The organism is Planococcus plakortidis (genome assembly GCF_001687605.2).
Lineage (GTDB): Bacteria > Bacillota > Bacilli > Bacillales_A > Planococcaceae > Planococcus > Planococcus plakortidis.
Genome location: NZ_CP016539.2, coordinates 1203234 through 1226537 on the forward strand (window position 1 = coordinate 1203234; position 23304 = coordinate 1226537).

At 49.5% G+C, this 23304-nt stretch carries 25 protein-coding genes and 2 pseudogenes; 12 read left to right on the forward strand and 15 right to left on the reverse strand.

Going from position 1 to position 23304, the window contains the following annotated elements; all coding sequences use genetic code 11:
- Positions 1–237: a YuzB family protein gene (locus BBI15_RS06095; protein ID WP_068868765.1), complete on the reverse strand. Its 237-nt coding sequence runs from the start codon at positions 235–237 to the stop codon at positions 1–3.
- Positions 238–388: 151 nt separating this feature from the next.
- Between BBI15_RS06095 and BBI15_RS06100 the strand changes: the two genes are divergently transcribed.
- Positions 389–1456, forward strand: a complete 1068-nt coding sequence (locus BBI15_RS06100; RefSeq protein WP_068868766.1) for an NAD(P)/FAD-dependent oxidoreductase — start codon at positions 389–391, stop codon at positions 1454–1456.
- A 32-nt stretch (positions 1457–1488) separates the two neighbouring features.
- Here BBI15_RS06100 and BBI15_RS06105 read toward each other — a convergent pair whose 3' ends face one another.
- Positions 1489–1815, reverse strand: coding sequence for a YuzD family protein (locus tag BBI15_RS06105; protein ID WP_068868767.1), 327 nt, complete (start codon positions 1813–1815; stop codon positions 1489–1491).
- A gap of 27 nt (positions 1816–1842) precedes the next feature.
- Between BBI15_RS06105 and BBI15_RS06110 the strand changes: the two are divergent.
- The 6 genes and pseudogenes from BBI15_RS06110 to BBI15_RS06130 all read left to right on the forward strand — a co-directional run bounded on the left by BBI15_RS06110 (position 1843) and on the right by BBI15_RS06130 (position 5317).
- Positions 1843–2135 (forward strand): annotated as a pseudogene (locus tag BBI15_RS06110) (NifU family protein).
- 77 nt (positions 2136–2212) lie between these two features.
- The gene (locus tag BBI15_RS06115; RefSeq protein WP_068868768.1) at positions 2213–2575 is read left to right on the forward strand and encodes a HesB/IscA family protein; all 363 of its coding nucleotides are present in this window, start codon (positions 2213–2215) and stop codon (positions 2573–2575) included.
- 185 nt (positions 2576–2760) lie between these two features.
- A complete protein-coding gene (locus BBI15_RS06120; protein ID WP_068872527.1) occupies positions 2761–3975 on the forward strand; it encodes an NAD(P)/FAD-dependent oxidoreductase in 1215 nt (404 codons plus the stop codon).
- A gap of 56 nt (positions 3976–4031) precedes the next feature.
- A complete protein-coding gene (locus BBI15_RS06125) occupies positions 4032–4535 on the forward strand; it encodes an NUDIX domain-containing protein (RefSeq protein WP_068868769.1) in 504 nt (167 codons plus the stop codon).
- Positions 4536–4709: 174 nt separating this feature from the next.
- On the forward strand, positions 4710–4838 hold the full coding sequence (locus BBI15_RS16540) for a YuiA family protein (RefSeq protein ID WP_167358030.1): 129 nt from the start codon (positions 4710–4712) through the stop codon (positions 4836–4838).
- A 149-nt stretch (positions 4839–4987) separates the two neighbouring features.
- Positions 4988–5317 carry a YuiB family protein gene (locus tag BBI15_RS06130; protein ID WP_068868770.1) on the forward strand — a complete coding sequence of 110 codons (330 nt, stop codon included), beginning with the start codon at positions 4988–4990 and terminating at the stop codon, positions 5315–5317.
- Between the two features lie 46 nt (positions 5318–5363).
- Here the strand turns inward: BBI15_RS06130 and BBI15_RS06135 are convergent, their stop codons facing one another.
- On the reverse strand, positions 5364–5837 hold the full coding sequence (locus BBI15_RS06135) for a divergent PAP2 family protein (protein ID WP_068868771.1): 474 nt from the start codon (positions 5835–5837) through the stop codon (positions 5364–5366).
- Between the two features lie 134 nt (positions 5838–5971).
- On the opposite strand from BBI15_RS06135, the gene BBI15_RS06140 reads away from it, so the two are divergent.
- Positions 5972–7465: a leucyl aminopeptidase gene (locus tag BBI15_RS06140; RefSeq protein ID WP_068868772.1), complete on the forward strand. Its 1494-nt coding sequence runs from the start codon at positions 5972–5974 to the stop codon at positions 7463–7465.
- 30 nt (positions 7466–7495) lie between these two features.
- On the opposite strand, the gene mnhG is transcribed toward BBI15_RS06140, so the two are convergent.
- The 8 genes and pseudogenes from mnhG to BBI15_RS06180 all read right to left on the reverse strand — a co-directional run bounded on the left by mnhG (position 7496) and on the right by BBI15_RS06180 (position 14729).
- Positions 7496–7876, reverse strand: coding sequence for a monovalent cation/H(+) antiporter subunit G (gene mnhG, locus BBI15_RS06145; RefSeq protein WP_084632773.1), 381 nt, complete (start codon positions 7874–7876; stop codon positions 7496–7498).
- Positions 7860–8138 (reverse strand): Na(+)/H(+) antiporter subunit F1, encoded by a 279-nt coding sequence (locus BBI15_RS06150; RefSeq protein WP_068868774.1) that lies wholly within the window; start codon positions 8136–8138, stop codon positions 7860–7862. Before BBI15_RS06150 ends, mnhG begins: the two co-directional genes overlap by 17 nt.
- Positions 8135–8614, reverse strand: coding sequence for a Na+/H+ antiporter subunit E (locus tag BBI15_RS06155; protein WP_068868775.1), 480 nt, complete (start codon positions 8612–8614; stop codon positions 8135–8137). Before BBI15_RS06155 ends, BBI15_RS06150 begins: the two co-directional genes overlap by 4 nt.
- Positions 8615–8620: 6 nt before the next feature.
- Positions 8621–10102 carry a Na+/H+ antiporter subunit D gene (locus BBI15_RS06160; protein WP_068868776.1) on the reverse strand — a complete coding sequence of 494 codons (1482 nt, stop codon included), beginning with the start codon at positions 10100–10102 and terminating at the stop codon, positions 8621–8623.
- Entirely contained in the window at positions 10095–10442 is a 348-nt protein-coding gene (locus BBI15_RS06165) for a Na(+)/H(+) antiporter subunit C (RefSeq protein ID WP_068461472.1), read from the reverse strand. Before BBI15_RS06165 ends, BBI15_RS06160 begins: the two co-directional genes overlap by 8 nt.
- Positions 10442–10864, reverse strand: coding sequence for a Na(+)/H(+) antiporter subunit B (locus BBI15_RS06170; RefSeq protein WP_068868777.1), 423 nt, complete (start codon positions 10862–10864; stop codon positions 10442–10444). Before BBI15_RS06170 ends, BBI15_RS06165 begins: the two co-directional genes overlap by 1 nt.
- Positions 10851–13264: pseudogene (locus BBI15_RS06175) on the reverse strand (Na+/H+ antiporter subunit A). Before BBI15_RS06175 ends, BBI15_RS06170 begins: the two are co-directional and overlap by 14 nt.
- Positions 13265–13496: 232 nt before the next feature.
- A complete protein-coding gene (locus BBI15_RS06180; RefSeq protein WP_068872528.1) occupies positions 13497–14729 on the reverse strand; it encodes an MFS transporter in 1233 nt (410 codons plus the stop codon).
- Positions 14730–14860: 131 nt separating this feature from the next.
- Between BBI15_RS06180 and BBI15_RS06185 the strand changes: the two genes are divergently transcribed.
- On the forward strand, positions 14861–15556 hold the full coding sequence (locus BBI15_RS06185; RefSeq protein WP_068872529.1) for a peptidylprolyl isomerase: 696 nt from the start codon (positions 14861–14863) through the stop codon (positions 15554–15556).
- A gap of 50 nt (positions 15557–15606) precedes the next feature.
- Here the strand turns inward: BBI15_RS06185 and BBI15_RS06190 are convergent, their stop codons facing one another.
- Positions 15607–16776 (reverse strand): MalY/PatB family protein, encoded by a 1170-nt coding sequence (locus tag BBI15_RS06190; RefSeq protein ID WP_068868778.1) that lies wholly within the window; start codon positions 16774–16776, stop codon positions 15607–15609.
- 90 nt (positions 16777–16866) lie between these two features.
- Between BBI15_RS06190 and BBI15_RS06195 the strand changes: the two genes are divergently transcribed.
- Positions 16867–17115 carry a DUF1871 family protein gene (locus tag BBI15_RS06195; RefSeq protein WP_237150920.1) on the forward strand — a complete coding sequence of 83 codons (249 nt, stop codon included), beginning with the start codon at positions 16867–16869 and terminating at the stop codon, positions 17113–17115.
- Between the two features lie 46 nt (positions 17116–17161).
- Here BBI15_RS06195 and BBI15_RS06200 read toward each other — a convergent pair whose 3' ends face one another.
- Both BBI15_RS06200 and BBI15_RS06205 read right to left on the reverse strand, forming a co-directional pair.
- Complete coding sequence (locus BBI15_RS06200) at positions 17162–17377, reverse strand: helix-turn-helix domain-containing protein (protein ID WP_175578541.1); 216 nt, start codon at positions 17375–17377, stop codon at positions 17162–17164.
- A 101-nt stretch (positions 17378–17478) separates the two neighbouring features.
- A complete protein-coding gene (locus BBI15_RS06205; RefSeq protein ID WP_068868781.1) occupies positions 17479–18816 on the reverse strand; it encodes a sodium-dependent transporter in 1338 nt (445 codons plus the stop codon).
- A gap of 142 nt (positions 18817–18958) precedes the next feature.
- On the opposite strand from BBI15_RS06205, the gene BBI15_RS06210 reads away from it, so the two are divergent.
- Positions 18959–21508 (forward strand): hypothetical protein, encoded by a 2550-nt coding sequence (locus BBI15_RS06210; protein ID WP_068868782.1) that lies wholly within the window; start codon positions 18959–18961, stop codon positions 21506–21508.
- A gap of 85 nt (positions 21509–21593) precedes the next feature.
- Positions 21594–21968: a S1 domain-containing post-transcriptional regulator GSP13 gene (yugI, locus tag BBI15_RS06215; RefSeq protein ID WP_068868783.1), complete on the forward strand. Its 375-nt coding sequence runs from the start codon at positions 21594–21596 to the stop codon at positions 21966–21968.
- 25 nt (positions 21969–21993) lie between these two features.
- Here the strand turns inward: yugI and BBI15_RS06220 are convergent, their stop codons facing one another.
- A complete protein-coding gene (locus BBI15_RS06220; protein WP_068868784.1) occupies positions 21994–23304 on the reverse strand; it encodes a sigma 54-interacting transcriptional regulator in 1311 nt (436 codons plus the stop codon).

A 23304-nucleotide genomic window follows, 5' to 3' on the forward strand; every position in this document is an offset into this window, starting at 1 on the left:
TTAAAACAAAGGGTTTTCTTCAATGAACTCATATATTTTCTTGGTCAGCTCTTCAGGGCTGTCCGCTTCCACGATTTCTCCATTCACAAGTGCAAAGAGCGATTCGGCACATTGGCTGCAATAGCTTAAACAGCCATATTCGAGCACGTCCAGGTTCGGGTCCTGTTCTAATTTTGCAAAAGACTCTTCAGAACCATTGGCAAGATTGCTCATGCAAAATTCAATTATCGGGTTCATTCCAGCTCACCTCACTACTAGGAAATCCTATCGTGTTTCCTGCCAATCGTCAATTAATTGATTTTGTCCGGAAATGATTGTGAAAGTTATCACAATCAGCTATACTCATATTTGGAATCAATAGCAGAATGACGGGCTAAAGGAGAATTATATGAAGAAATTAGTCTTACTAGGTGGCGGCTACGGCAATATGCGGGTCTTGCTTCGGCTCTTGCCGAATAACTTCCCGCAGGACATGGAAATCATCCTGATTGACCGCACACCTTTCCACAGCATGAAAACTGAATTTTACGCCCTGGCTGCAGGAACCGAATCCGACCAGGAAGTGCGCGTCCCGTTCCCGGAGCACGAACGCCTGAAAATCGTCAATGGCGAAATACGGGAAATCGGGCTTGAGGAGAAATGCATCTTCTTAGAAGACGGACAGCGCATTGCGTACGATGAATTGATCATCGGACTCGGTTGCATCGACAAATACCACGGCGTTCCTGGGGCAGATGAATTCACGTACAGCATCCAGACCATCGGCAACTCGCGGAAAACCTATGAAGCCTTGCTTGGATTGAAGTCCGGCGCGACTGTAGGCGTCGTCGGTGCAGGGCTCAGCGGCATCGAACTCGCCAGTGAATTGCGCGAAAGCCGCAGTGATCTGAAGATCAAGCTATTTGACCGTAGCCCGCGAATTTTGCGCGACTTCCCGGAACGTCTCAGCAACTTCGTCAAGAAATGGTTCGAAAACAACAATGTCGATGTCGTCTCCAATTCGAATATCACGAAAGTGGAACCGAATCTTCTGTATAACCATGAGGAAACGATTCCAGTCGATGCAGTCGTCTGGACGGCAGGGATCCAGCCGGTCAAGCCGGTTCGTGATTTGAATCTGGAAAGCGACAACAGCGGGCGTGTCATCATCAACCAATACCACCAATTGCCGAACGATGAAAATGTCTATGTCGTAGGCGATTGTGCAGCACTTCCGATGGCGCCTTCTGCACAACTCGCAGAAGAACAAGCCGAACAGATCGTCAAAGTGCTGCGCACCAAATGGAAAGGCGAGCCATTGCCTGAAACGATGCCGGAGATCAAGCTGAAAGGCTTCCTCGGGTCGCTTGGGAAAAAACAAGGATTCGCCTACCTCGCCGACCGCACTGTCACCGGACGCATTGCGCGTTTGATGAAATCAGGCGTCTTGTGGATGTATAAATGGCATAATGGGTAAAGAAAAAAGCGCTCCCCGGAGCGCTTTTTTCTTTATTCTGCAGCGGAAAAGCCGTGTTTTTCGAGTTCTTGATAGACAGGCTTTAATTGGATATAACCTTCGCCAACGACTTCGCCTTCAATCAACACGAGCGGGTAGAAAAATTCATCTTCCAAGATGCGCTCCGCGTATTCCTGCCGTTTGGCATCTTGCAGCGGTTTCTCAATATCGATATAGCTTATTGAAAATGGCTGGCCTTTGTATTTTCTCGAAATGGCCGCCTCAAGCCATTCATACGTATCCTTGGACGACGGGGCATTTACACAGCTGGCGCAGATCTGGTCGGTACCGTAAACTTCGATGTTCGGGATTTTTGTCATGATTAATGGCCTCCTGGAAATTCATTATTGGCTTTTTATGCTTATTCACATTATAATGATTGTAATGAAAGGAGTCGATAGAAATGACTGAAGCTATGATGGAAGATCAAGTAATGGAAGTCTTAGATAAATTGCGGCCATTCCTTTTGCGCGACGGGGGAGACTGTGAATTGGTGGATGTAGAGGACGGGATCGTGAAGCTCCGCCTACTGGGCGCTTGCGGCAGCTGCCCAAGTTCAACCATCACATTGAAAGCGGGCATTGAACGCGCGCTTGTCGAGGAAGTTCCTGGCGTCGTTGAAGTGGAACAAGTCTTTTAATATCCAGGGGCCTTTCGCAGGTCCCTTTTTATGTCCGCCATACGGGTGGCAAAATGGAAAAGAAAGGGTGAACGTAGATGACACAAGTTGTAGAAATTACAGAAGCCGCTTCTTTCCAAGTGAAGGAAATGATGCGCCATAACGAAGAGGAAGGATCTTTTCTGCGTGTAGCTGTAAAAGGCGGCGGCTGCAGTGGCCTGACATATGGCATGGGTTTCGAGCAGGAAGCTTCTGATACGGACGATCAATATGAACAGCACGGTATCCGCATCTTGATCAATAAAGAAGATGCGCCGATCCTTCAAGGCACTATCGTGGATTATAAGCAATCCTTGATGGGCGGCGGGTTCACGATCGACAACCCGAATGCGATTGCTTCGTGTGGCTGCGGAACCAGCTTCCGCACCGCAAAAAAAGCAGGGACGCCTGAAAATTGCTGATGACTTGACCCGCTTTGTCAAAAAAGCGGGTTTTTTCAATTTTCCCTTTTATCGCGCATCTCATGTAAGGGCATTCAACTGTTGAAAAGCATTTGTAAAAGGGCTAATATAGAGGATAGGTGTTTACTGGAATCTGTTTCATTATTTCCGGTACATAAAATGACTTGAAGGTGGTTGCGATTGTGTTGAAAAGACCGTCAATATTAGTATTAGGTGCAGGCTATGGTGGATTGACCACTGTAGTGAACTTGCAGAAAGAATTTGGGACAGACGCTGCGGACATTACGCTCATCAACAAAAACGAATATCATTATGAAAGCACATGGCTACATGAAGCGGCAGCAGGTACATTGCTACCGGAACAAGTGCGCTACGATATCAAAGATGTCATCGATACCGGCAAAGTGAACTTTGTTCAAGCCACTGTCGAAGGCATCGACGTAGACAGCAAGAAAGTCACGACTGACAACGGGGAGTTCACATACGATTACCTGGTCATCGGACTTGGTTTTGAAGGGGAAACATTCGGAATCGAAGGCCTCGACACGTATGCGTTGTCGATCGCCAATGTAAAGGCTGCGCGTTACATCCGCGAGCACATCGAATTCCAATTTGCGACATGGTCCACTGAAGAAGTGAAGAACGACAGCCGCTTGACCATTGTTGTCGGTGGAGCCGGTTTCACAGGGATTGAATTCCTTGGGGAACTTGCGAACCGCGTACCTGAACTTTGTAAAGAGTATGACGTGCCGCGTGAAAAAGTACGGGTTATCTGTGTAGAAGCTGCACCGATGGTCTTGCCAGGATTCGATCCGGAATTGGTAGACTATGCAGTCGGCCATCTTCAAGCGAAAGGCATCGAATTTTCTATCGGAACGCCAGTAGTGGAAGCGACTCCTGAAGGCGTGAAGATCAAGAAGAACGATGATGAGTTTGAATTCATCCATGCCGGCACAGTCGTCTGGGCAGCGGGTGTCCGCGGCAATCGCTTGATCGAGGAAACATCGATCGAAAGCATGCGCGCACGCGTCAAAGTCGAAAAAGACATGCGTGCACCAGGTTATTCCGATGTATTCATCGTCGGGGACTGCGCATTGATGATCAACGAAGAAACGAATCGCCCATACCCGCCGACTGCACAAATTGCGATGCAGCAAGGCGAGCGCATTGCGAAAAACATCAAGGCGCTTGCAGGTGAAGGGTCGACAGAAGAATTTGTTCCTGACTTGAAAGGAACTGTCTGCTCACTTGGCGATGAAGATGCGATCGGCGTTGTCTTCGGCAAGAAAGTGACAGGCAAACGAGCGTCCTTCATGAAGAAAATGATCGACAACCGCGCCTTGTACATGATCGGTGGAGCCGGCCTTGTCTTGAAAAAAGGTAAATTTAACGTACTATAACAATGAAAGCCTCCCGGTACGGGGGGCTTTTTTTCACATCGCGAGGAGGAGGAGCCATGTCAAAAAGTAAAAGGGGAGATGTCTGGCTCGGCGCTGCAGGGCTGGTCGTCAATCAAAACAATGAGTGGCTCGTCGTCAAGAAGCGTTATGGCGGGCTGCATGGGAAATGGTCGCTGCCTGCAGGATTTGTCGAGAAAGACGAAACAATCGACCAAGCGGCCTTGAGGGAAGTGAAAGAAGAAACCGGCATTGACTGTGACTTGATCGGAATGATCGGTTTTCGTTCGGGAGTCATCAAAGGGAGAGTCAGCGATAACATGGGGGTGTTCTTACTGCGCCCGTTACAGGTAAACCAACCCATTCTGGCGCAGCAAGACGAGCTCTACGAAGCTGCATGGCGCTCCCCTGAAGACTTATCAAGTGATGGGGATGCTTCGGTGATGCTACATGAAATGGCTTCATACATAGTGGAGGAAGGGCTTGAGCCGATTGAGGATGTAGATCCCGGCCATATATTTGGCTACACCGATTATAAATTATTTTTCCGCCATAGGGAGTGAATGATAATTAACAGATAATTTTGAATAATAAAGGATAACAGAGAATAAATGAGAATAATCGAGAAAAGGCCATTTGTATCCGTTTACAAATGGCCTTTTTCATTTGCGGTGATTTGCGATACGTGATATATTACCAATTATCAGAATATTAAAACGACATAGGAGGTGTTTCGAATGACAGTCTTCAAGAAAAGAGCAACTGGCAACCATTGCCCATACTGCGCGGGCCAAGGATATTTCCAATTACGGTTGGGCGGCTCCGAAACGTGCTCCTGCTGTTCAGGATCCGGGAAAAACAAATAAACTGCAAAACATGAAAGAGCGGCTGCAATAGCCGCTCTTTTTTATGTGGAAGGAGCTTGTGTGACAAAGTCATGAATACTGTTTCTCCGCATTGAAAGGGCTTTGCCTTTCGGGTAAACTGAGGAAAGGAATAACGGAGGTTAGAGTCCATGAACAGTTCATTTACTATTGTCCAATTAATCATTTCCATCCTGCTTTTTTACGTGATGTTTTTCGGCATCGGCTTTTTACTGAACATGCTGCTGCGCATGACGTGGCTGATGGCGGTTGTATACCCTGTGGTCATTTTGCTCGTCATCGATGATGTTGGCGTGTTTGATTACTTTACGGCACCGGGCGAGTCCTTTTCGATGCTCGGGGAGACGATCCAATCCTTGACAGGCAGCGATATTGCCGTACTGACGGCCGGGTTCCTCGGCGCTGTCACTTCCGGGATCGTCATGAAAATATTGCGCAAGATGGGCTATCAAATGTTTTGATGCCGCTGATAGAAAAAGCCGGGCCGCGTTTGCGGACCGGCTTTTTCTATAGCATGCTGTAGAAGATAACGGACAGCGCGATTCCAGTCAGCGCCCCCATGAACACTTCACTCGGTTTATGGCCGAGCAGCGTCTTGAGTTCCTCGATTTTCTCTTCCTCTTTTTTCGATGGCCATTTGCGTGTTTCCTCCATGAAATTATTGAGATCCTGGCGCAAACGGTTAATGGTCAATGCCTGTTGCCCAGCCTGGAAACGCACGCCTGTCGCGTCATACATCGTAATTACCGCAAATAAGGCGGATACCGCGAATACGGTGGATGAAATGCCGGCCTCATAAGCGACAGCGGTTGTCAGAGAGGTAACAGCGGCAGAATGGGAACTCGGCATTCCGCCAGTTGAAGTGAAAAGACCCCAACTCAATTCACGCGTGACCGCATACTGAATCGGGATTTTAACGAACTGGGCGAAAAAAATCGCAAACAACGCGATCATCAATGGTGTATTGGATAAGAGTTCCATGTGGCAAGCAGCCCCTTTCCACTTAGATTCCGTACAAAAAGTATACCATATGGCTCTGCCTGCACCCCCTAGTCAAGCTATTCCGGAAGCCGAAGCAATGGTACACTGGAGAGGCAGCTAAAAGGAGGATTCTTATGGAAATCAATGTATTGAAACCAACCGAACAGAACGAAGCAGAAATTCTAATCGTCGGCTTGAGCCGCCATCCTGAAAATGCGGAAGGGTGGGAAACGGTAGAGGAGCGCTTTGACGGGAGGCTGGCCGGCTGGATCAAAGACGGCTTGTCATTCGATCCCCAGTCGCTGAGCATTTACCCTACTTTAAAAGGCGATATCCCGCGAGTCATGTTTGTCGGGATCGGTGACCGAAAAAAAATGACGGAAGACGATTTACGCCGTTCGTTCGGCATCGCAGGAAAGCAGTTGATTAAGGAAAAGATCCACTATGCAGCCATCCATGTAGCTTCATTCGAAAATGGGGAAGTGAACAGCGGACAAGTCGCGCACTTGGCAGCTGAAGGCATCCAAATGGGCGCATACCGTTTTGCCGATTATAAAACCGGTTCTAATGAAGTGGACCATCGTCTCGAATCGCTGGGCTTTCTGACAGACGAGCCGTCAGATGCGGTCCGTCAGGCGGCTTTCGTCGGGACGGTCCATGCAGAAGCGGTCAATGAAGCAAGGACGCTTGTCAATATGCCGGCGAATATCCTGACGCCGACAGCGATGGCGGAATATGCACAGGAACTTGGCGAAGCTTATGGATTTGAAACGGATATCCTCGGCCGAAGCGAAATCGAAGAACTTGGCATGGGCGCGCTGCTTGCGGTCAACCAAGGATCGGTCGAAGAACCGCGCTTGATTGTCATGAAATACAAGGCGACAGATAGTTTCGAATCACCGCTTGCACTGGTCGGAAAAGGCATCACATTTGACACAGGCGGCTATTCCCTCAAGCCGAAAGACGGCATCGTCGGCATGAAAGGGGATATGGGCGGAGCTGCGGCTGTGCTCGGCGCAATGCGGGTCATCGGCGAATTGAAACCGGCCAAAGACGTCGTCGCCATCATTGCATCCACCGACAATATGGTGTCCGGCAATGCCTTTAAGCCGGACGATGTCATCACATCGATGAGCGGCAAGACCATCGAAATCCTCAATACCGATGCGGAAGGGCGGCTAGTGTTGGCGGATGCGGTCACATATGCCAAGCAGCTCGGCGCGAGCCAGGTTGTGGATGTGGCGACCTTGACGGGGGGCGTCATCGTGGCGCTTGGCAAAGATAAGACAGGCGCGTTGACGAATGACGACGCATTTTATGGAAGCTTGCAGGATGTTTCGAAGAAAACGGGTGAGTTCATCTGGCAATTGCCGCTTACTGAAAACGACAAAAAGCGTTTGCGCAAAAGTGATGTTGCAGATTTGAACAATTCGCCGGGACGCGATGGCCATATGATTTTCGGTGGCGGCTTTGTCGGCGAATTCGTCGGGGATACGCCGTGGATCCACCTGGATATCGCCGGGACATCACATGCCGATGCGGCGCATGATTTGGGGCCTCAAGGCGGAACCGGTGCCATGGTCCGCACGCTTGCGTTGTTTGTGGAGAAGCTTGGAGATGACCTATAAAAAAACTGCAGCCGTATTGGCTGCAGTTTTTTATTCGTTTTCCAATTCTTCTTGCTGGTTGTTCCGGCGCTTCTCAATCGCAGACCCCATATCGTCGCGCACAGTTTCTTCCGCGACCTTGATGCCGGTCATATAAGCGGCACGGCCGATCAAATGGCCGGCAACGGGCTGCGTGATGAACAGGAAGGCAATGGCGATGACCATCTGCGTATTGAAGATGCCTTCATTAAACCAAAAATGGACAAATGTACCGAGCAGGATCGATAACACGCCGAGTGTCGAGCTCTTAGAGGCTGCGTGTGTCCGTGTATAGACATCCGGAAGCCTGACCAATCCAAGCGCGGTAACGGCGCTGAAAAGGACTCCAGTGCCGATTAAAAGGATGATTAAGATATCAACGAGGATCTCGATCGAAAATCTCCCCTCTCTCCAGGAATTTCGCGAAGGCGGCCGTTCCGATAAAGGACAGGATGCTCATCAATAGGATGACCTCCAGGAAGAACTCCGTTTCAATGATCAGCGATAGCAAAGCTACAATCGAGACCAGGCTGACCCCGATGGAATCGAGGGCTACCACACGGTCTGCAACTGTCGGCCCTTTGACTAGCCGGAACAGGAGCCCGGCGAAAGAAAAGCTGACAATCATCAAAGCGATCCAATAAAACATCATCATGACCGGCTCACCTCCAGTATGGCCCGTTCAAATGTATTCTTGATGGATGACACGGCCGAATCGATGTCTTCGAAATCCAGGGCATGGACATACAGGCGTTTCTGGTCTTCGGAAATGCCGATGACCAAGGTCCCTGGCGTTAATGTAATCAAGGCTGACAATAAAGTTACTTGCCAGTCGTCGCTGAGTTCCGTTTCCATTTCGAAAATGGCCGGTTTGATGTTCATATTCGGGCGGATGACGATGGAAAGAACCTGAATGCTCGACATGAACAGTTCACGAAGGAACAGCAAGAACAGCGAGATTAACGCCCAGACGCGCAGGATGTACAAGCGTTTCGAGAAGAACCGGCGCATCAGGATGATGACGCCAAGGCCGACCAAGAAGCCGATGACGAATCCGGAAGGAGTGAACGACACGGTCATGAACATCCAGACGAGCGCCAGGAAGAAATTCAATAGAACTTGTAAAGACATATTGACCTACTCCTTTAATACCGCATCAATATAGAGCGATGGATTCAGCAGCACTTCACCTGCGTCCGAAATGAACGGCATGAAGAGTTCCGCACCGGCGCCAAGCACAACAGTCAAGGCGACAAGGATCGCTGTTGGAACAAACAGCGACAGGTATTGTTTTCGGTCGATCGTGGCAATTCTGGCAGGTTCACCCCAGAATGCATAGATGAAGATACGTACGACACTGAGCAATACGAGCAAGCTGGTTGCAAGGATCACGAGGCTGCCCCAGAAATGGGTGCCTTCAAAGCCGCCTTGGACAATCAGCAACTTACCAGGGAATCCGCTAAGCGGCGGGATTCCGGCAAGGCCGAATGCCGCAACGAGGAAGGTCCAGCCGAAGACCGGATAGCTCTTGATCAAACCGCCCATCTTGCGCAAATCGCTCGTTCCGAAAATGACGGTCAATATCCCGACAAGCAGGAACAGCGCCGCTTTGATGAGCATATCGTGCACCAAGTAGAAAATGGAACCTTCAACACCTGCTGCGTTCATTTGCGAAATGCCGAACAAGATGACACCGACTGCGATGATGATGTTGTAAATGATGATTTTTTTCACATCAAAATACGCAAGGGCCCCGACACAACCTGCAAGGATCGTCAAAATCGCAATGATCGCCAGCAGCTCGTGTGTAAACCCGGTATTCATCGTGAAGAACAAGGTATAGGTTCTCATGATGGCGTAGACGCCGACTTTTGTCAGCAATGCGCCGAACAAGGCAAGAATCGCCATAGGCGGTGCGAAATAGGAACCTGGAAGCCAGAAGTACAGCGGGAAAATCGCCGCTTTGAAACCGAAAACGACCAGGAACAGGACGGCGATGACCGTCAGGATGCCGACCGCTTCAATCTGCGGGATCTTGACTGCCAAATCGGCCATATTGAGCGTCCCGGTGACGGAGTAAAGGTAAGCAACGGCTGAGACGAACAGTGCAGATGAAATGATGTTCACCAGCAAATACTTGATTGATTCGCGCAGCTGCGGTTTTTCGCCACCGTGGACGATCAATGCATAGGAAGCCATCAACAGCACTTCGATGAAGACGAACAAATTGAAAATATCGCCTGTCGTAAAGGCGCCATTGACTCCGGTCATCAAGAACAAGACAGCCGGATAATAGAACGACTGTTCACGTTTCACGCCGATCGTCGGGATACTGTAGAACAGCACGAATAACGTGACGATGGTGGAACTCAGTACCAAGAGTACGGAGAACATATCGGAAACCATGGAAATGCCGAACGGGGCAGGCCAGCTGCCGAGCGTAATGGCTTGGACTCCGTCAGTGGAAACTTTCGAAAACAATGCAATTGCCGAGACTAAGGTTGCTCCAACACCGGCAATCGCCACAATGCGCTGCATATGCAATTTTTTCGGGAACAGCATCAAAATAGCGGCAAAAATCAATGGGATAACTATCGGGAACAAGGCTAAGTTACTCATAATCTTCTGTACCTCTCAATAGCTCCATATTGTCTGTGCCGAGTTCCTGATAGGCGCGGTAAGCGAGTACCAGGAAGAACGACGTGACCGCGAATGAAATGACAATTGCAGTCAGGATCAGTGCCTGCGGAAGGGGGTCGGCATAATCGCTGACCGATACACCGTCCGCAACGACCGGCGGCGCGGTACCTCCGAGCCCGCCCATCGTCAACAGCAACAGGTGGGCGCCGTGGCTCAACAGGCCGGTGCCGATAATGATGCGAATCAAACTTTTCGATAGCATTAAATATACAGCTGCCATGAACAATAAGCCGATGGCAACCGACATGACTATTTCCATTATTCATCCTCTCCAATCGTTTGAATAATGGTCATCGTTACTCCTACAACAACCAAATAGACACCTAAATCGAATAGCATTGCCGAGTGCAGGGACGTTTTCCCGAATAGTGGCAAATTGAAATAATCATAGGCATGTGTGAAAAACGGGACATCAAAAATGATCGACGCGCTGGCGGTTGCAATCGCAATCAACAAGCCGACAGCGGTCAGCACGACATAATTAATCGGCAGAATCTTCTTGATGGTCGGGATGTCGAACGCAAGCATCAGCAGGACTATGGCACTCGCAGTCAACAATCCGCCGACAAACCCGCCGCCTGGCGTATAATGCCCGGCAAAGAAAATATGGACAGCAAACATCAAGATGATGAAGGTCACCACTTTCGTGGCGGTTTGAAGCATGACATCATTTGTTCTCATGCTGACCCTCCTTTTTCGTAAGGCGAAGGCGGATCATCGTGATAATCCCGATGCCCGCAATGCCGAGTACTGCAATTTCGAATAAGGTATCAAAGCCGCGGTAATCGACAAGAATGACGTTGACGATATTACCGCCGCCCGCTTCTGAGTAGACGGTTTCTTTGTAGAACTCGGAAATCGAAGGCAAGGCTTTCTGTGAATGGGCCGACAAGGCGACCAATGTCATCGTGACGCCGACACCCAGCGCGACGAGCGCGTTGCCGAAACGGAATTTCATGCGTTCTTCCTTGCGGCTGATTTGCGGCAAATGGTAGAACGCGAGCAAGAACAAGGCAACCGAAATGGTTTCAATGACCAGTTGCGTCAATGCCAAGTCAGGAGCGCGGAAGATGACGAACAACAGCGCCACTGAATAGCCGACAGCCCCGAGCGCAATGATGGCGGTCAAGCGGGATTTGGAGCCTAGAATCGTCAAGGTCGCGCCGACAAGTGCCAGCAGGATGACGATTTCATAAACGCCAATTGGCGCCAAATTATTGAAATCGATCTGGAATGCTTCGTTCAAGAACAAGGTCAGCAAAACGATGAATGCCATGAAACTGAACATATAGACGAGGTATGAACGGATAAACCCTGTCATATAAACCCGGGAGAAGCGGTTGGCCCCCCGGCGCTGAGCAGCATCATTTCATCATATAGACGGTTCAGTGAAACGGCATCCGGATACAAATCGTAAAGATGCTGCCATTTGCGCAGCGTCCAGAACATCAAGCCGCCGATCGCGAAGATGCCGAGCGTCATGAACAATTCGGTATTGAATCCATGCCACGCAGAAACGTGAATGTCCACATTTTGCGGTGAATCATAAAGGAACGGCTGGATTGCGGCAACGGCTGGTTTGACGAGCCAATCGCCGATCAAGTTCGGGATGAAGAAAATCAACACAACCAGTGCGGCAAGAAAGACCGGTGAAATAAGCATGCCGATTGGGGCTTCATGCGCTTGTTTCGGCAATTGTTCGGGCTGATGTTTGCCGGCAAATGTGTGGAACACAAAATACAAGCTGTAGATGAACGTAAAGACCGAGCCGATCCAGGCGATAATCGGGAACAATACCCACCAGACGTCCATCGAGAACAGGTTGAATTCCTGCAGCGACAGCATGGCAGTCAAGAACATTTCTTTACTCAGGAAGCCGTTGAAAGGCGGAAGGCCTGCCATCGAAAAAGAGCCGATTAACGCGACGGTGAAACTGACAGGCATCAAACTCATCAAGCCGCCGAGTTTGCGGATGTCGCGCGTCCCTGTTTCATGGTCGACGATACCGGCGATCATGAATAGGCTTCCTTTGAAAGTAGCATGGTTGATCAAGTGGAAAACTGCCGCAAATGCTGCATATTTCAGATAACTGTCGGCAGCGCCTTCTACGTGATATGCGGCGGCTGCGACACCTAAAAGCGACATGATCAGCCCGAGCTGGGAAACGGTCGAGAAGGCCAAGATGCCTTTCAAGTCTTTTTGCTTCAACGCAAAGAACGATGCCCATACCATCGTGAACAACCCGACGCCGGCGACGAGCCACATCCACACTTCAGACAAAGCGAAGACTGGGGTTAAACGGGCGACCAAGTAAATACCGGCTTTAACCATTGTCGCGGAGTGAAGGTAAGCACTGACAGGCGTCGGCGCTTCCATCGCGTCCGGCAGCCAGATATAGAATGGAAACTGTGCTGACTTCGTAAATGCGCCGAGCAGCACAAGAACCAATGCCCAGATGAAGAAATCATGCTGTGCGAGTTCCGGCGCCTGGGCGATCAATTCGCGGATCGAATATGTGGAGCCCATGATGCTGAGCAATACAAATCCACCAAGCATCATCAAGCCGCCGAAGACTGTGATCATCATCGACTTCAATGCGCCGAATCTGGAGCGGTCGCGCGTATACCAATAAGCGATCAACAGGAATGAGGAAATCGAAGTCAATTCCCAGAACAAGTACAGCGTAATCAGATGATCCGACTGCACGACGCCAAGCATGGCGCTCATGAAGATCAAGAGGTATACATAGAAGTTATGTAATTGTTCGCGGTGCTTGTCCAAATAGAAAATCGAATAAAGCACTACGAGTGCGCCGATTCCAGTGATCAGCAAAGTGAATAATAAACTCAATCCATCGAGATATGCGACAAAGGCGATATCGAGGGAAGGGATCCAGGAAAGTTCAGATACGTAAGTGCCGCCTTCCATCACGGAGGGAAGGCGAGTAGCGTAGTATATGAACAGCGCTGCCGGAACCAGCAAAACGAACCAGCCTGTATGAATCTGGCTAAGTCGCTTGAAAAGCAGCGGAATAAACAGCGCTGCAAGGATCGGTATGAAAATCAGAAATACGAGAGACAAGTGAATCCTCCTTCCAAAGTGGTACGTGATGAGTTTCTAATTAAAAAGTATAACGCATTCAGAGCGGTTTTGCACCGCCCACCCTCGCGTCCCATGGGGGGAGTTCAAAGAATCCAAGTGTTTTGTAATAGGAAGAAACTCCGAAATCTGACTATTGCGAATTTAAAAAAGCAATTAAAAAAAGCCTGTTGAAAGAGTGGGTTTTCCTTCAATAGGCAATTTTCACTTGGCATTAGGAATGTTTCAATTCCTGTTCCAAAAGCACATCCTCGAAATCCTGTCCAGGTTGTTTTTTTGTATACCATAGGAACAAAAAAGCCAGGACAAATAATGTGCCGGTTACGATAAAGACCGACGAAATCCCGATAAATCCGCTGACAATCCCCCCGAACATCGGGCCGACGATATTGCCGAGAAAACGGAAGCTCGTGTTATAGCCCATCACTTCCCCTTGGATATCGATCGGAGCTTCGCGGCGCATCAGTGCAGTCGTTGTCGGAATCATGCCGCCGACTGCGACCCCGAAGAACAAGCGCAGAATGATAAGTTGCCACAGTTCAGTGACAAAAGCTTGCGGTATGATAAACAGGAATGCGAGCAGCAACAATAAACCGAGAATCTTCTCATAGCCGACCGAATCCCCAAGCCGTCCCCACAGCCTGGCGAACAGCAAATTGCCGACCCCAGTCGCGCTGAACGTGACCCCTGCAAGAAAGGCCACTTGTGCAGTGCCTTCCGTCAATTCCGCCACATATAAAGACAATAAGGGCTGGATGCTGAAATTGCCGATCTGGATCAAGGCTGTGATGATCATGACATTCAGCAGCAAACGGTGGTGCAGGATACCGTGGATGACTGTGCTTCGTGCATAGACATGGGCATCTTTTCGTTTCGGCTTGCGGATTTCTTTCAGCCCGAAGACGACGAACAAGGCGGCGATGCCAATGATGGTGGCGGTGATGAGGAAGGTGTAAGTGAAACCGAACGCATCCGCCATCAGGCCACCAAGCACCGGGCCGAACAAGGTGCCCGATACACTGCCCATCTGGAGAGTCCCAAGCGTTTTGCCGGCCGTTTCCTTGGAAGTCTGGGAGCTCACGAAAGCGAGCGAAGTCGGAATGAAGCCCGTGACGATTCCCATGAACAAGCGGATCAGGAACAATCCGAGCACGGAATCGGCAGTGCCCATCAAAAAGATGCTAGTGGCGATCCCGAAACCGTTGATGATCAATATCGGCTTGAAACCATATTTGTCTGCGATGCGGCCCCAAACCGGGGACATGAACAGCGCGGCAACGAAAGTCACGCCGAATACCAGCCCCGACCAGCGCTGGACGTATTCATCTGAAAAATTACCGAGCGATTCGATGTAGAGCGATAAAAATGGCATGATCATCGTGGTGCTGCCGGCAACCAGGAAATTGGTGAACATGATGATGTAGAAATTTCTTTTTTGAGTATCCAGTTGGAACCCCTTCTTTCTGAAAACCAAAACTCTTCCTATATTATATAATAGTTCGTTACACGAAAAAAGCAGAACAAATTACCGCTGTATTCTGAATAATTCTATGCTAGAATAAAGCGGGGTGAATGGAAATGAAAAAAAGTTTATGGCTAGCGATGTTCCTACTTGCGGCACTGGCCTTGGCAGCTTGCGGAAATGCTGGAGAGCAACAGGAGACAAGCGGTAAGGAGCCTGCTGCAACAGAAGATGTGCAAGGCTATCCGCAGCTTGAACCAGGCTTAACCGAAGAAACGGTAGTCGATATGAATACATCAGAAGGTACGATCCGTATCCGCCTGTTCCCGGAAATCGCACCGAAAGCAGTGGAGAATTTCCTCGGGCATGCGGAATCCGGTTATTATGACGGCGTCACTTTCCATCGCGTTATCGAAGGTTTCATGTTGCAAGGTGGTGACCCGACAGGCACAGGAAGCGGCGGCGAAAGCATTTATGGCGAGCCGTTCGAAGATGAATTCAGTGACCGGCTATTCAACTTCCGCGGCGCCTTGTCGATGGCCAATGCAGGGCCGGGCACCAACGGCAGCCAATTCTTCATCGTACAGGCAAAAGAAATCAAGGAAGGCAGTGCCTCTGATTATCCCGAGGAAATCACTGCTGCGTACGAGGAAATGGGCGGAACGCCTTGGCTGGATGGGATGCATACCGTCTTTGGCCAAGTTGACGAAGGCATGGACGTCGTCGACCAAATCGCCGCAGTCGAAAAGGGCGCAGGAGATAAACCGTTAGAAGACATCGTCATCGAATCGATCGACATCATTGAGCAATAAGAAAAAGCTATCGCCTCGAGCGATAGCTTTTTCTCGTTTATCATTAAATATCAACGGAATGCGCTTGTGATTCGGCTGATGCCCTCTTCCAAAGTCTGCTTCGGGCATGCGATATTCATTCGGAGGAAACCGCGTCCGGCTGCTCCGTATTTCGAGCCTGGTTCAAGCGCCACTTTTCCTTTTTCAAGCAAGTGTGACATCGCTTCTTCTTCAGTTAAGCCAAGCGCCCGGTAATCGATCCATAATAGATACGTTGATTGCGGCTTGCGGATTTTCAATCCAGGGACTTCCCGTTCAAGCCGTTCCACCGCGTACTCGATATGATGAGCCAACACTTCAAGCAATTGATTGAGCCACGGTTCACCCTGCTCGTATGCGGCTTTCCATGCAACCGGCGCAAAGGCATTCAAAGAGCCGGTGCCGTGCGCTTGCATATGCCGTTCCAAACGCATGCGCTTGTCGGGATCGGCCGTTACGATCATGGCCGCCTGGATGCCGGCAAGGTTGAATGTTTTCGTCGGGGCGATGCACGTGAAGATTCGGTCCCGCTCACTGCCGGCAACCGAAAGAAGCGGGGTGTGGGTTTCACCTGCATGGATCAAGTCGCTATGGATTTCATCTGACAGGATCAAGACATCATGGCGTGCGCACAATTCGACCAATTTCTCCAGCTCCTCTGCCGCCCATAATTTGCCGCTTGGATTGTGGGGATTGCACAGGATGAATAAACGGGCTTTTTCGAGTTTGCTTTCAAAATCAGGCCAATCGATCGCGTATTCGCCATCTTGCTCTGTCAATTGTGAATACAACACGCTACGCCCCAGATTTTCGGGGATGGAAAAAAACGGCGGGTAGACAGGTGGCGTTACCAACACGTGATCGCCAGTGTCCGTAAAGACATCGATAATGCTTGCCATGGCAGGAATGACGCCTTGATGAAACAGCATCCAATCCGTTTCAACCCCTAAACCATGACGCTTTTCGAGCCAGTTCGCGGCAGCCGTTTTGCATTCTTCGCATATGTACGAATAGCCGAAAATCGGATGTTCCAATCGTTCTCGCAAAGCATCCGTCACTGGAGGCGGAGCCGGAAAGTCCATGTCGGCGACCCACATCGGCAAAATATCCGATGCATCATGGATTCCGTAGACTTTCTCCATCCGTCCCCATTTCACGGAACGGCTATTGCTGCGGTCATGCACTTGTTCGAACAAATTCAAAGCAATCTCCTCATTTCTTTTTGATTTCTATGCTATTATAGCTGGTAACGATACAGGAATGATAGGTGAAAACGAATGGATACGGTGGGCATGGATAAAAGAGCGCTGTGGATCATGGAGGGCTGGGACCCTTTCTCGGCCGGTACAGGAGGCAATTACAAGGCGGAAGCGACTGATGTAATCGGCAAGCTGCATGAAATTGATGACCCGTCAGAACTGGCGAAAGCGATTCAAGCGATCTATGAGTCAAGTTTCAAGCAATGGATCCCACTTGAGAAATGTGTGGAAGTTTCCTATAAACTATTGGCCGTAAAGTATGAAGAAAAACACATCATTTGAAAGGTAAACCAAAATAAAAAAGCTTCGGCTCATTGCCGAAGCTTTTTTATTTTGGTGTTTCCAGTCCATCAAGCAAGTTGGAAGCGGGTACTTCGAGTGCATTTGATAGCACCAGGATCGTCTGGACTGATGGTACTTCCTCGCCGCTTTCGTAGGATTCAAGGCGTGCTGTGCCGATGCGTGTCTTCAAAGACAAGTCGTCAAGCGACAGGTTGCGTTCTTCCCGCAGCATTTTCAATTGGGTGTGCAAATCTTTTTTCAAAGTCATACACTCCTTTTCTTAAAGACTTCCTTCTAGCTCCATCATACCATGTAAGAGCCTTTTCTTGCATAAAGAGTTGTGGCATTTTTCGAACAATGGCATCAAGAGAAAATATCGATGATGCCGTTGATGAACACGACGATAATCGCGATTGGCGCGACATAGCGCACAAGTACGCGCCATACTTCGACCCAGGTCTGTTGTTGCGTCAATTCGTCATGTGCATTTTTATTGGTCAACACATATCCGGCAAATAGGGAGATGAACAATGCGCCAAGCGGCAAGCCGATACGGCTCGTCAAGATGTCGACAAAGTCGAAGAACGTATAACCGAAGAATACCGGCTCACTCATAACGCCGAATGACAAAGCGCTCGGAATGCCGACCACAAAGATTGCAAGGCCAATGATGAATGCCAAACGGCGGCGGCGGTCGTATTTGTTCTTCACGGCGATCGAGACGGTGATCTCAAGCATCGAGATGGATGAAGTCAAAGTCGCGAACAATAACAGGATGAAGAAAATGATGATCAGGAATTGGCCCATGAACAATTGGTCGAAAATGGCCGGCAGGATAATGAAGACAAGGCCTGGTCCCTGATCCGGCAAGTAGTCAAGTGCAAATACCGCAGGGAAGATGATCAATCCGGCCATGATGGAAATAACGATGTTCAGAGTCACCACGCTGACAGCTGAACGCGTCAGATTCTCGGATTTCTTGAGGTAAGATGCATAAGTGATCATTCCGGCAACGCCGACACTCAAGGAGAAGAACGCTTGCCCGAGAGCGACAAGTGCCGTTTCGAAATTGAAGAACGACCAGTCGGGCACGAACATAAAGCGGACGCCTTCTATTGCCCCATCAAGTGTCAGCGAACGGATCATCAAGATAACGAAGAAAATCAGCAAGGCTGGCATCATGATTTTGCTGGCGCGTTCAATGCCGTCCTTGATGCCGCCTTGGACGATCCAAATAGTCAATGCCATGAACGCCGCTTGTGCGATCAGCACTTCCCATGGATTGCTGATGATGCCGCCGAACAACTCGGCGAAATCTGCATCGCCCAGTCCTGACAACTGCAAGGTGACTGCGCGTACCAGATACGATAGTACCCAACCGCCGACTACACTGTAGAAGGAAAGGATCAGGAAAGAAAAAATAAATCCGGACCAACCGATCAAATACCACGGTTTTCCGGGTGCTTGTTTTTTGAGTCCGCTGACGGCATCTGCTTGTCCGCGGCGCCCGATGACGAACTCAGCAAGCAAAATCGGCAAGCCGATCAAGACAGTGCTCAAGATGAACAGCAAAATAAAAACGCTGCCCCCGTTCGCTCCGGTTTCGTATGGGAACTTCCAGATCGCCCCGAGGCCGATTGCACTGCCGGCAGCTGCGAGTATGAAACCGATCTTGGACGTCCATTGTTCACGTGCTTTCATAATTGGTTCCTCCTAAATCGATTAGATTTCCCTATTTTACATGAGCCTTTCAGAAAAAAATAGAATTATTTAAAAATGGAGCGAATTTCTTTAGTATAATAGAAATAAAAGGAAATTCGTCAGAAAGAGAGTTGATGGGGAGATGGGGGAAAACAGCAATCCGGTAATCGGGAATGCCCGAGATGAAGGCCTGGAAATGGTTCATCTGGCAGAAGAGCTCAGGCGCTTCGCCTATCAAAACGGAATGGCAGCCAACCGGACGGATTCGTTCTTCCACCGGATCCAGGCCATGTCCGACCAGGAGGATGCAACCACCAATTTACAGTCGAGGCTCTACCGTGCTGCTGCATCGGAATTAGCGCGGAATCCCACTCTGCATAACGACGGCAGCTTGATTGGCTTTCAGGAAGACCGGGAAAGCCATTTGGCGCTGCAATCACTGCCGCTCAATGAACGAATGGCTGCGGTCCTGTATTTGGTCAACGGCTATGCATCATCATTTGCGGCACAGGTGCTTCAGCTCGAAGAACGGAAGCTAATGGAACTAATAGATAACGCAAATCAAAAATTAGCAGAAAGATTATCCATAGAGGACCCTCAAGAACTAACGCAGCGAATGCAATTCCTGGAGAAATCCATTAAGCGGATCAAGCTTCCAGAGAATGAAGCACCGACTGACGAAAGCCCGGCAGCTGATGAACTGCCACAAGAGCCAATTCCGAAAGTGAAAAAGCCGGCCATCTGGTTAATCGTGGCATCGATTGCCTTGCTTGCTGGAGTCGTCGGGAGTTCTTTTTTCTTCGACAGCTTCCGCCTGCCTACTGTATCGGAAGCGTCGGAAGGTCAGTTGACGCAGGAAATGGCAGATGAAATGGAGCAGCAATATGCAGAGGCGAGAGAAAACGCGAAACAACGCCTTGGCATGGAAGAGGGGGAATTTGCCGCGTTTGCCTATGTCGCAGATGCAGACGAAGAAAAAGACGAGCTATTCAACCGCAGCCAGCTGCAGCAGCACAAAGACGATGCGGAACGTTTCATGCAACAAACGGAAGAGCTCATCTGGATGATCGAGACGCCGAAAGGGATGGGGGAATCCTTGGCGAACTCTGGCCATATGCCAGTCGATGAAATGGACCGTTTCCTGGAGCTGTATTTCAAGAAAACAGATGAATTGCAGGATTATGCGGAAGGCATTCTAAAAAGCAATCAAGAACAGTTGCCCGCGGCCTCCGAGCATTACGGCGAGCCGCAGCTTTTGGCAAGCGAGATCCCGGATGCATCAGCTGAACTGGAACAATTGCTCGCTGCCTGGCCGGAATATGGGCTGCGCTTCCGCCTGGCAGACCCTGACAGGATGCATTTATTGACGAAAGATGTTAACGGGCTGCAACAGCTTCCACAATTCCAGACACACCCATTCGCCTTTGACTACCTACAGCTTTTCTGGGTGTATCCTTATTTTGATGAGCAGGGCTGGTTGGTGGAACCTTCCCATTTGGTCAATGTATTGGATACAATGCTGTCCCTGTTGGTCACGGAGCCAACCGACAGCGAGTTGAAAACCGGGATAGAAGTGATGTATGAACAAACAGTGTGGCAAATTACCAAAGGCGCAGAACATGAAATATACGAAAACGGCGCAGTCAAGCCGGAAATCCGCAAGCTCTGGAAGACGCTGGCTTCCTACGACCCGTTGGCCGCGGTTTTATTGCCCATAATCGATGAAATGGAAAGCAGCGGCTGGCGGCAATCCGCTTCTTTAGAAAATCTGGAATACGGGGACAGCCTAGATATGCTGCGGCTGGAACGACAAGGGAAGTTAAGTTCCACTTTGCCAAACGGTGATTTTCCATTGGAACCGGAGTTGGTGGACTTGGCGGATTTCAATTACGACCGTGTCAAGGAGCTGTATGGGCGTTTCAAGCAATCCCATGACATAAAATTGCTGGCCGGTGTGCAGCCTCTAGACATCTACTTCCTGTATTTCTACGCCAACCACGAAAAAGATCCTGAAACGATGTACCATCTGTTAGTAGATAGCGAACTCAAGCCAAGCCTGGAGCAGTACATGGCTGTTTGGGAACCGATTCCGGAGTTGACGGAAAAAGCACTATGGGTTGAAGTCCAGCAAGCAGCCATCCAGCGCATTTACAAGAAAGTGATGATCCAGCCGATGGTGGCATATAGAGAGCAGGATCTCGGGTTTCACAGGGCCAATCCCCTGCAGCCGGCTTTAGTAAATGAACAGGACCATACATGGCTCGTTCAATACGAGCAGCAAGAATTCTCTAAAGCGCCGGATCCGGAGTTACAGGAACAAGGCATGAAAGTTTATGAGTTGTTGGCTGATAAAGAAGAATTGCCAAAAGATACCTCGCCGCTCACCGTCACTTATGCTTTACTGCATGCGATAGATGAAGAAAACATTGAGGTCGCAAATAGTTTGCTTAGTGACGAAGCTGAGGAACAGGAAGTCGGGTTCTGGCGCAATTTTGCCAGCAGCCATCAAGTCGCCGGTTTCGAGAACTTAAACTCTATGGCGTTTATGGCAACGGATTTGAATATTCAAAATGAAATTGATGCCAGCATAGAAATTCTTTACGAAACGGACCGGATGCAAGAATGGTATGAGCATTTGCAGATGACGCTCACACCCGATGGCTGGCGGTTCATGCTATATCCTGGTTATTGATTTTACTCTTATATGCAACCTGTGCTATAATATACAGATGCCAATAGGTGTACAGTAATTAGATATAGACTAGGAGCGGTTAACTATGACAAAAACGTATCAAGCAGGAGATAAAGTCTCCGGCAAAGTAACAGGAATCCAGCCATACGGTGCATTCGTTGCACTGGACGACCAAACACAAGGGCTTGTCCACATTTCAGAAATCACGCACGGTTATGTGAAAGAAGTCAGCGAATACTTGTCTGTCGGACAGGAAGTAGACGTGAAAGTATTGGACGTCGACGATAAATCGAAAAAAATCAGCTTGTCGATCCGCGCGCTGCAAGAACAGCCGCCGGCAGCTCAAAGAAGCGAAAAGCCGCGTCAATCTCTTCAGTCACATGTAAACGAGAGCGATTCTGAAGGCTTTAACACGTTGAAAGACAAAATGCAGGAATGGATCAAACGTTCCGGTCAATAAAATCTTAAAAAACGCACAACCGACATTAAGTCGATTGTGCGTTTTTTTTGATTTTCCGCAGGCGGTATTGAAGGTTCTGGCGGCTCATGCCGAGTGCATGCGCCGCTTTTGTCACATTGCCCCCATAAAGGTCCATCGCTTTCTCCAGATAATACATTTCCGCTTCTTGCAAGTACTCCTCGAGCGGGAGCAGATCCTTATCGGAACTGATCAGGAAATCTTCAGGTTGCAGCGAGCCGCTTTGGGTTTTCAGCTTGAAATGGTGAGGGAGCATCGCGGCCGTCACGACTTCCTGCGTCGTGACGAGTGAAGTGATTTCATCCAGCAGCAATTCGAGTTCTTTCAAGTTCCCTGGCCACTCATAGTTAAGGAATAATTTTTCCACTTCGTCTGACAGGGAGCGGATGACCGACCCGACTTTCATCCGGTGCCGGGAGAAGTAATCCTCGACAAACGGCAGGATGTCCTCTTTCCTGCGGCGCAGCGGCTCGACTTTGATGGTCATTGCAGAGAAGAAATAATACAGGTCTTTCACCAGAGTATGGGATGAGATCAGCTCTACTGGATCATCGCCGACACTCGCGACAAAATAGCAATCGCCGGATGCATGGCGTTCGACCACTTCAAGCAATTGCATCTGCAAGGCACGCGGCAGCAAATCGATGCGTTCGCAATAAATTGTGCCATGCTTCATGCGCTCGATTTCCCTGTCCAACTCGTCAATTAGGCGGCTATCGGTGCCGTGGCAATACAGGATATGCATCGGCAGCTCCGAAGTGTGTGCCGAATGGATAGCCTCCGCGAGTAATTCTTTGCCGGTACCGGATTCGCCGACCAACAGTACCGGCAGTTTCGCAGTGGCGGCTTTCTCTGCTCGGGTGATGACATTTTTCATGCTCGCCGACACAGCGGTCAAGCTGGAGAACGTAATCGGCTCCTCGTATTTCTTCAAGGGTTGGTAGATGACGCGCTCCAATGTCGTCACATCCCGGGCGAGTTCAATTGCCCCGATCAACTCGCCATTTTCAAAGACCGGATAACTATCATTGATGGTCGTGATTTCTTGCCCTTTACGGTTCCAATACGTTTGCTTGACATTCAATATCGGGGTGCCACCGGTCAGCGCCTGCAGCAATGTGCTTTGCGTTTGGTCAAACCGGAACATCTCCAATAACGACCGGTCCGTCAATTCCTGGAAGTCGAATCCTTCGATTTCCTTCATTTTGCGGTTGTATAAAATGGTTTTCCCTTTGCTGTCGATGGCGTGTATCCCTACAGCCACATGGTCTCCAGCGAATTTATAGAAAGGGGCCAAGTCTATTTGCTGTTCGTTCAT

Bases quoted from the DNA above. Each gene is read 5' to 3' on its own strand.
- BBI15_RS06095 (WP_068868765.1), bottom strand. From the start codon at position 237: ATGAACCCGATAATTGAATTTTGCATGAGCAATCTTGCCAATGGTTCT.
- BBI15_RS06100 (WP_068868766.1), top strand. From the start codon at position 389: ATGAAGAAATTAGTCTTACTAGGTGGCGGCTACGGCAATATGCGGGTC.
- BBI15_RS06105 (WP_068868767.1), bottom strand. From the start codon at position 1,815: ATGACAAAAATCCCGAACATCGAAGTTTACGGTACCGACCAGATCTGC.
- BBI15_RS06115 (WP_068868768.1), top strand. From the start codon at position 2,213: ATGACACAAGTTGTAGAAATTACAGAAGCCGCTTCTTTCCAAGTGAAG.
- BBI15_RS06125 (WP_068868769.1), top strand. From the start codon at position 4,032: ATGTCAAAAAGTAAAAGGGGAGATGTCTGGCTCGGCGCTGCAGGGCTG.
- BBI15_RS16540 (WP_167358030.1), top strand. From the start codon at position 4,710: ATGACAGTCTTCAAGAAAAGAGCAACTGGCAACCATTGCCCATACTGC.
- BBI15_RS06130 (WP_068868770.1), top strand. From the start codon at position 4,988: ATGAACAGTTCATTTACTATTGTCCAATTAATCATTTCCATCCTGCTT.
- BBI15_RS06135 (WP_068868771.1), bottom strand. From the start codon at position 5,837: ATGGAACTCTTATCCAATACACCATTGATGATCGCGTTGTTTGCGATT.
- BBI15_RS06140 (WP_068868772.1), top strand. From the start codon at position 5,972: ATGGAAATCAATGTATTGAAACCAACCGAACAGAACGAAGCAGAAATT.
- BBI15_RS06150 (WP_068868774.1), bottom strand. From the start codon at position 8,138: ATGATGATGTTTTATTGGATCGCTTTGATGATTGTCAGCTTTTCTTTC.
- BBI15_RS06155 (WP_068868775.1), bottom strand. From the start codon at position 8,614: ATGTCTTTACAAGTTCTATTGAATTTCTTCCTGGCGCTCGTCTGGATG.
- BBI15_RS06160 (WP_068868776.1), bottom strand. From the start codon at position 10,102: ATGAGTAACTTAGCCTTGTTCCCGATAGTTATCCCATTGATTTTTGCC.
- BBI15_RS06165 (WP_068461472.1), bottom strand. From the start codon at position 10,442: ATGGAAATAGTCATGTCGGTTGCCATCGGCTTATTGTTCATGGCAGCT.
- BBI15_RS06170 (WP_068868777.1), bottom strand. From the start codon at position 10,864: ATGAGAACAAATGATGTCATGCTTCAAACCGCCACGAAAGTGGTGACC.
- BBI15_RS06185 (WP_068872529.1), top strand. From the start codon at position 14,861: ATGAAAAAAAGTTTATGGCTAGCGATGTTCCTACTTGCGGCACTGGCC.
- BBI15_RS06195 (WP_237150920.1), top strand. From the start codon at position 16,867: ATGGATAAAAGAGCGCTGTGGATCATGGAGGGCTGGGACCCTTTCTCG.
- BBI15_RS06205 (WP_068868781.1), bottom strand. From the start codon at position 18,816: ATGAAAGCACGTGAACAATGGACGTCCAAGATCGGTTTCATACTCGCA.
- BBI15_RS06210 (WP_068868782.1), top strand. From the start codon at position 18,959: ATGGGGGAAAACAGCAATCCGGTAATCGGGAATGCCCGAGATGAAGGC.
- yugI (WP_068868783.1), top strand. From the start codon at position 21,594: ATGACAAAAACGTATCAAGCAGGAGATAAAGTCTCCGGCAAAGTAACA.
- BBI15_RS06220 (WP_068868784.1), bottom strand. From the start codon at position 23,304: ATGAACGAACAGCAAATAGACTTGGCCCCTTTCTATAAATTCGCTGGA.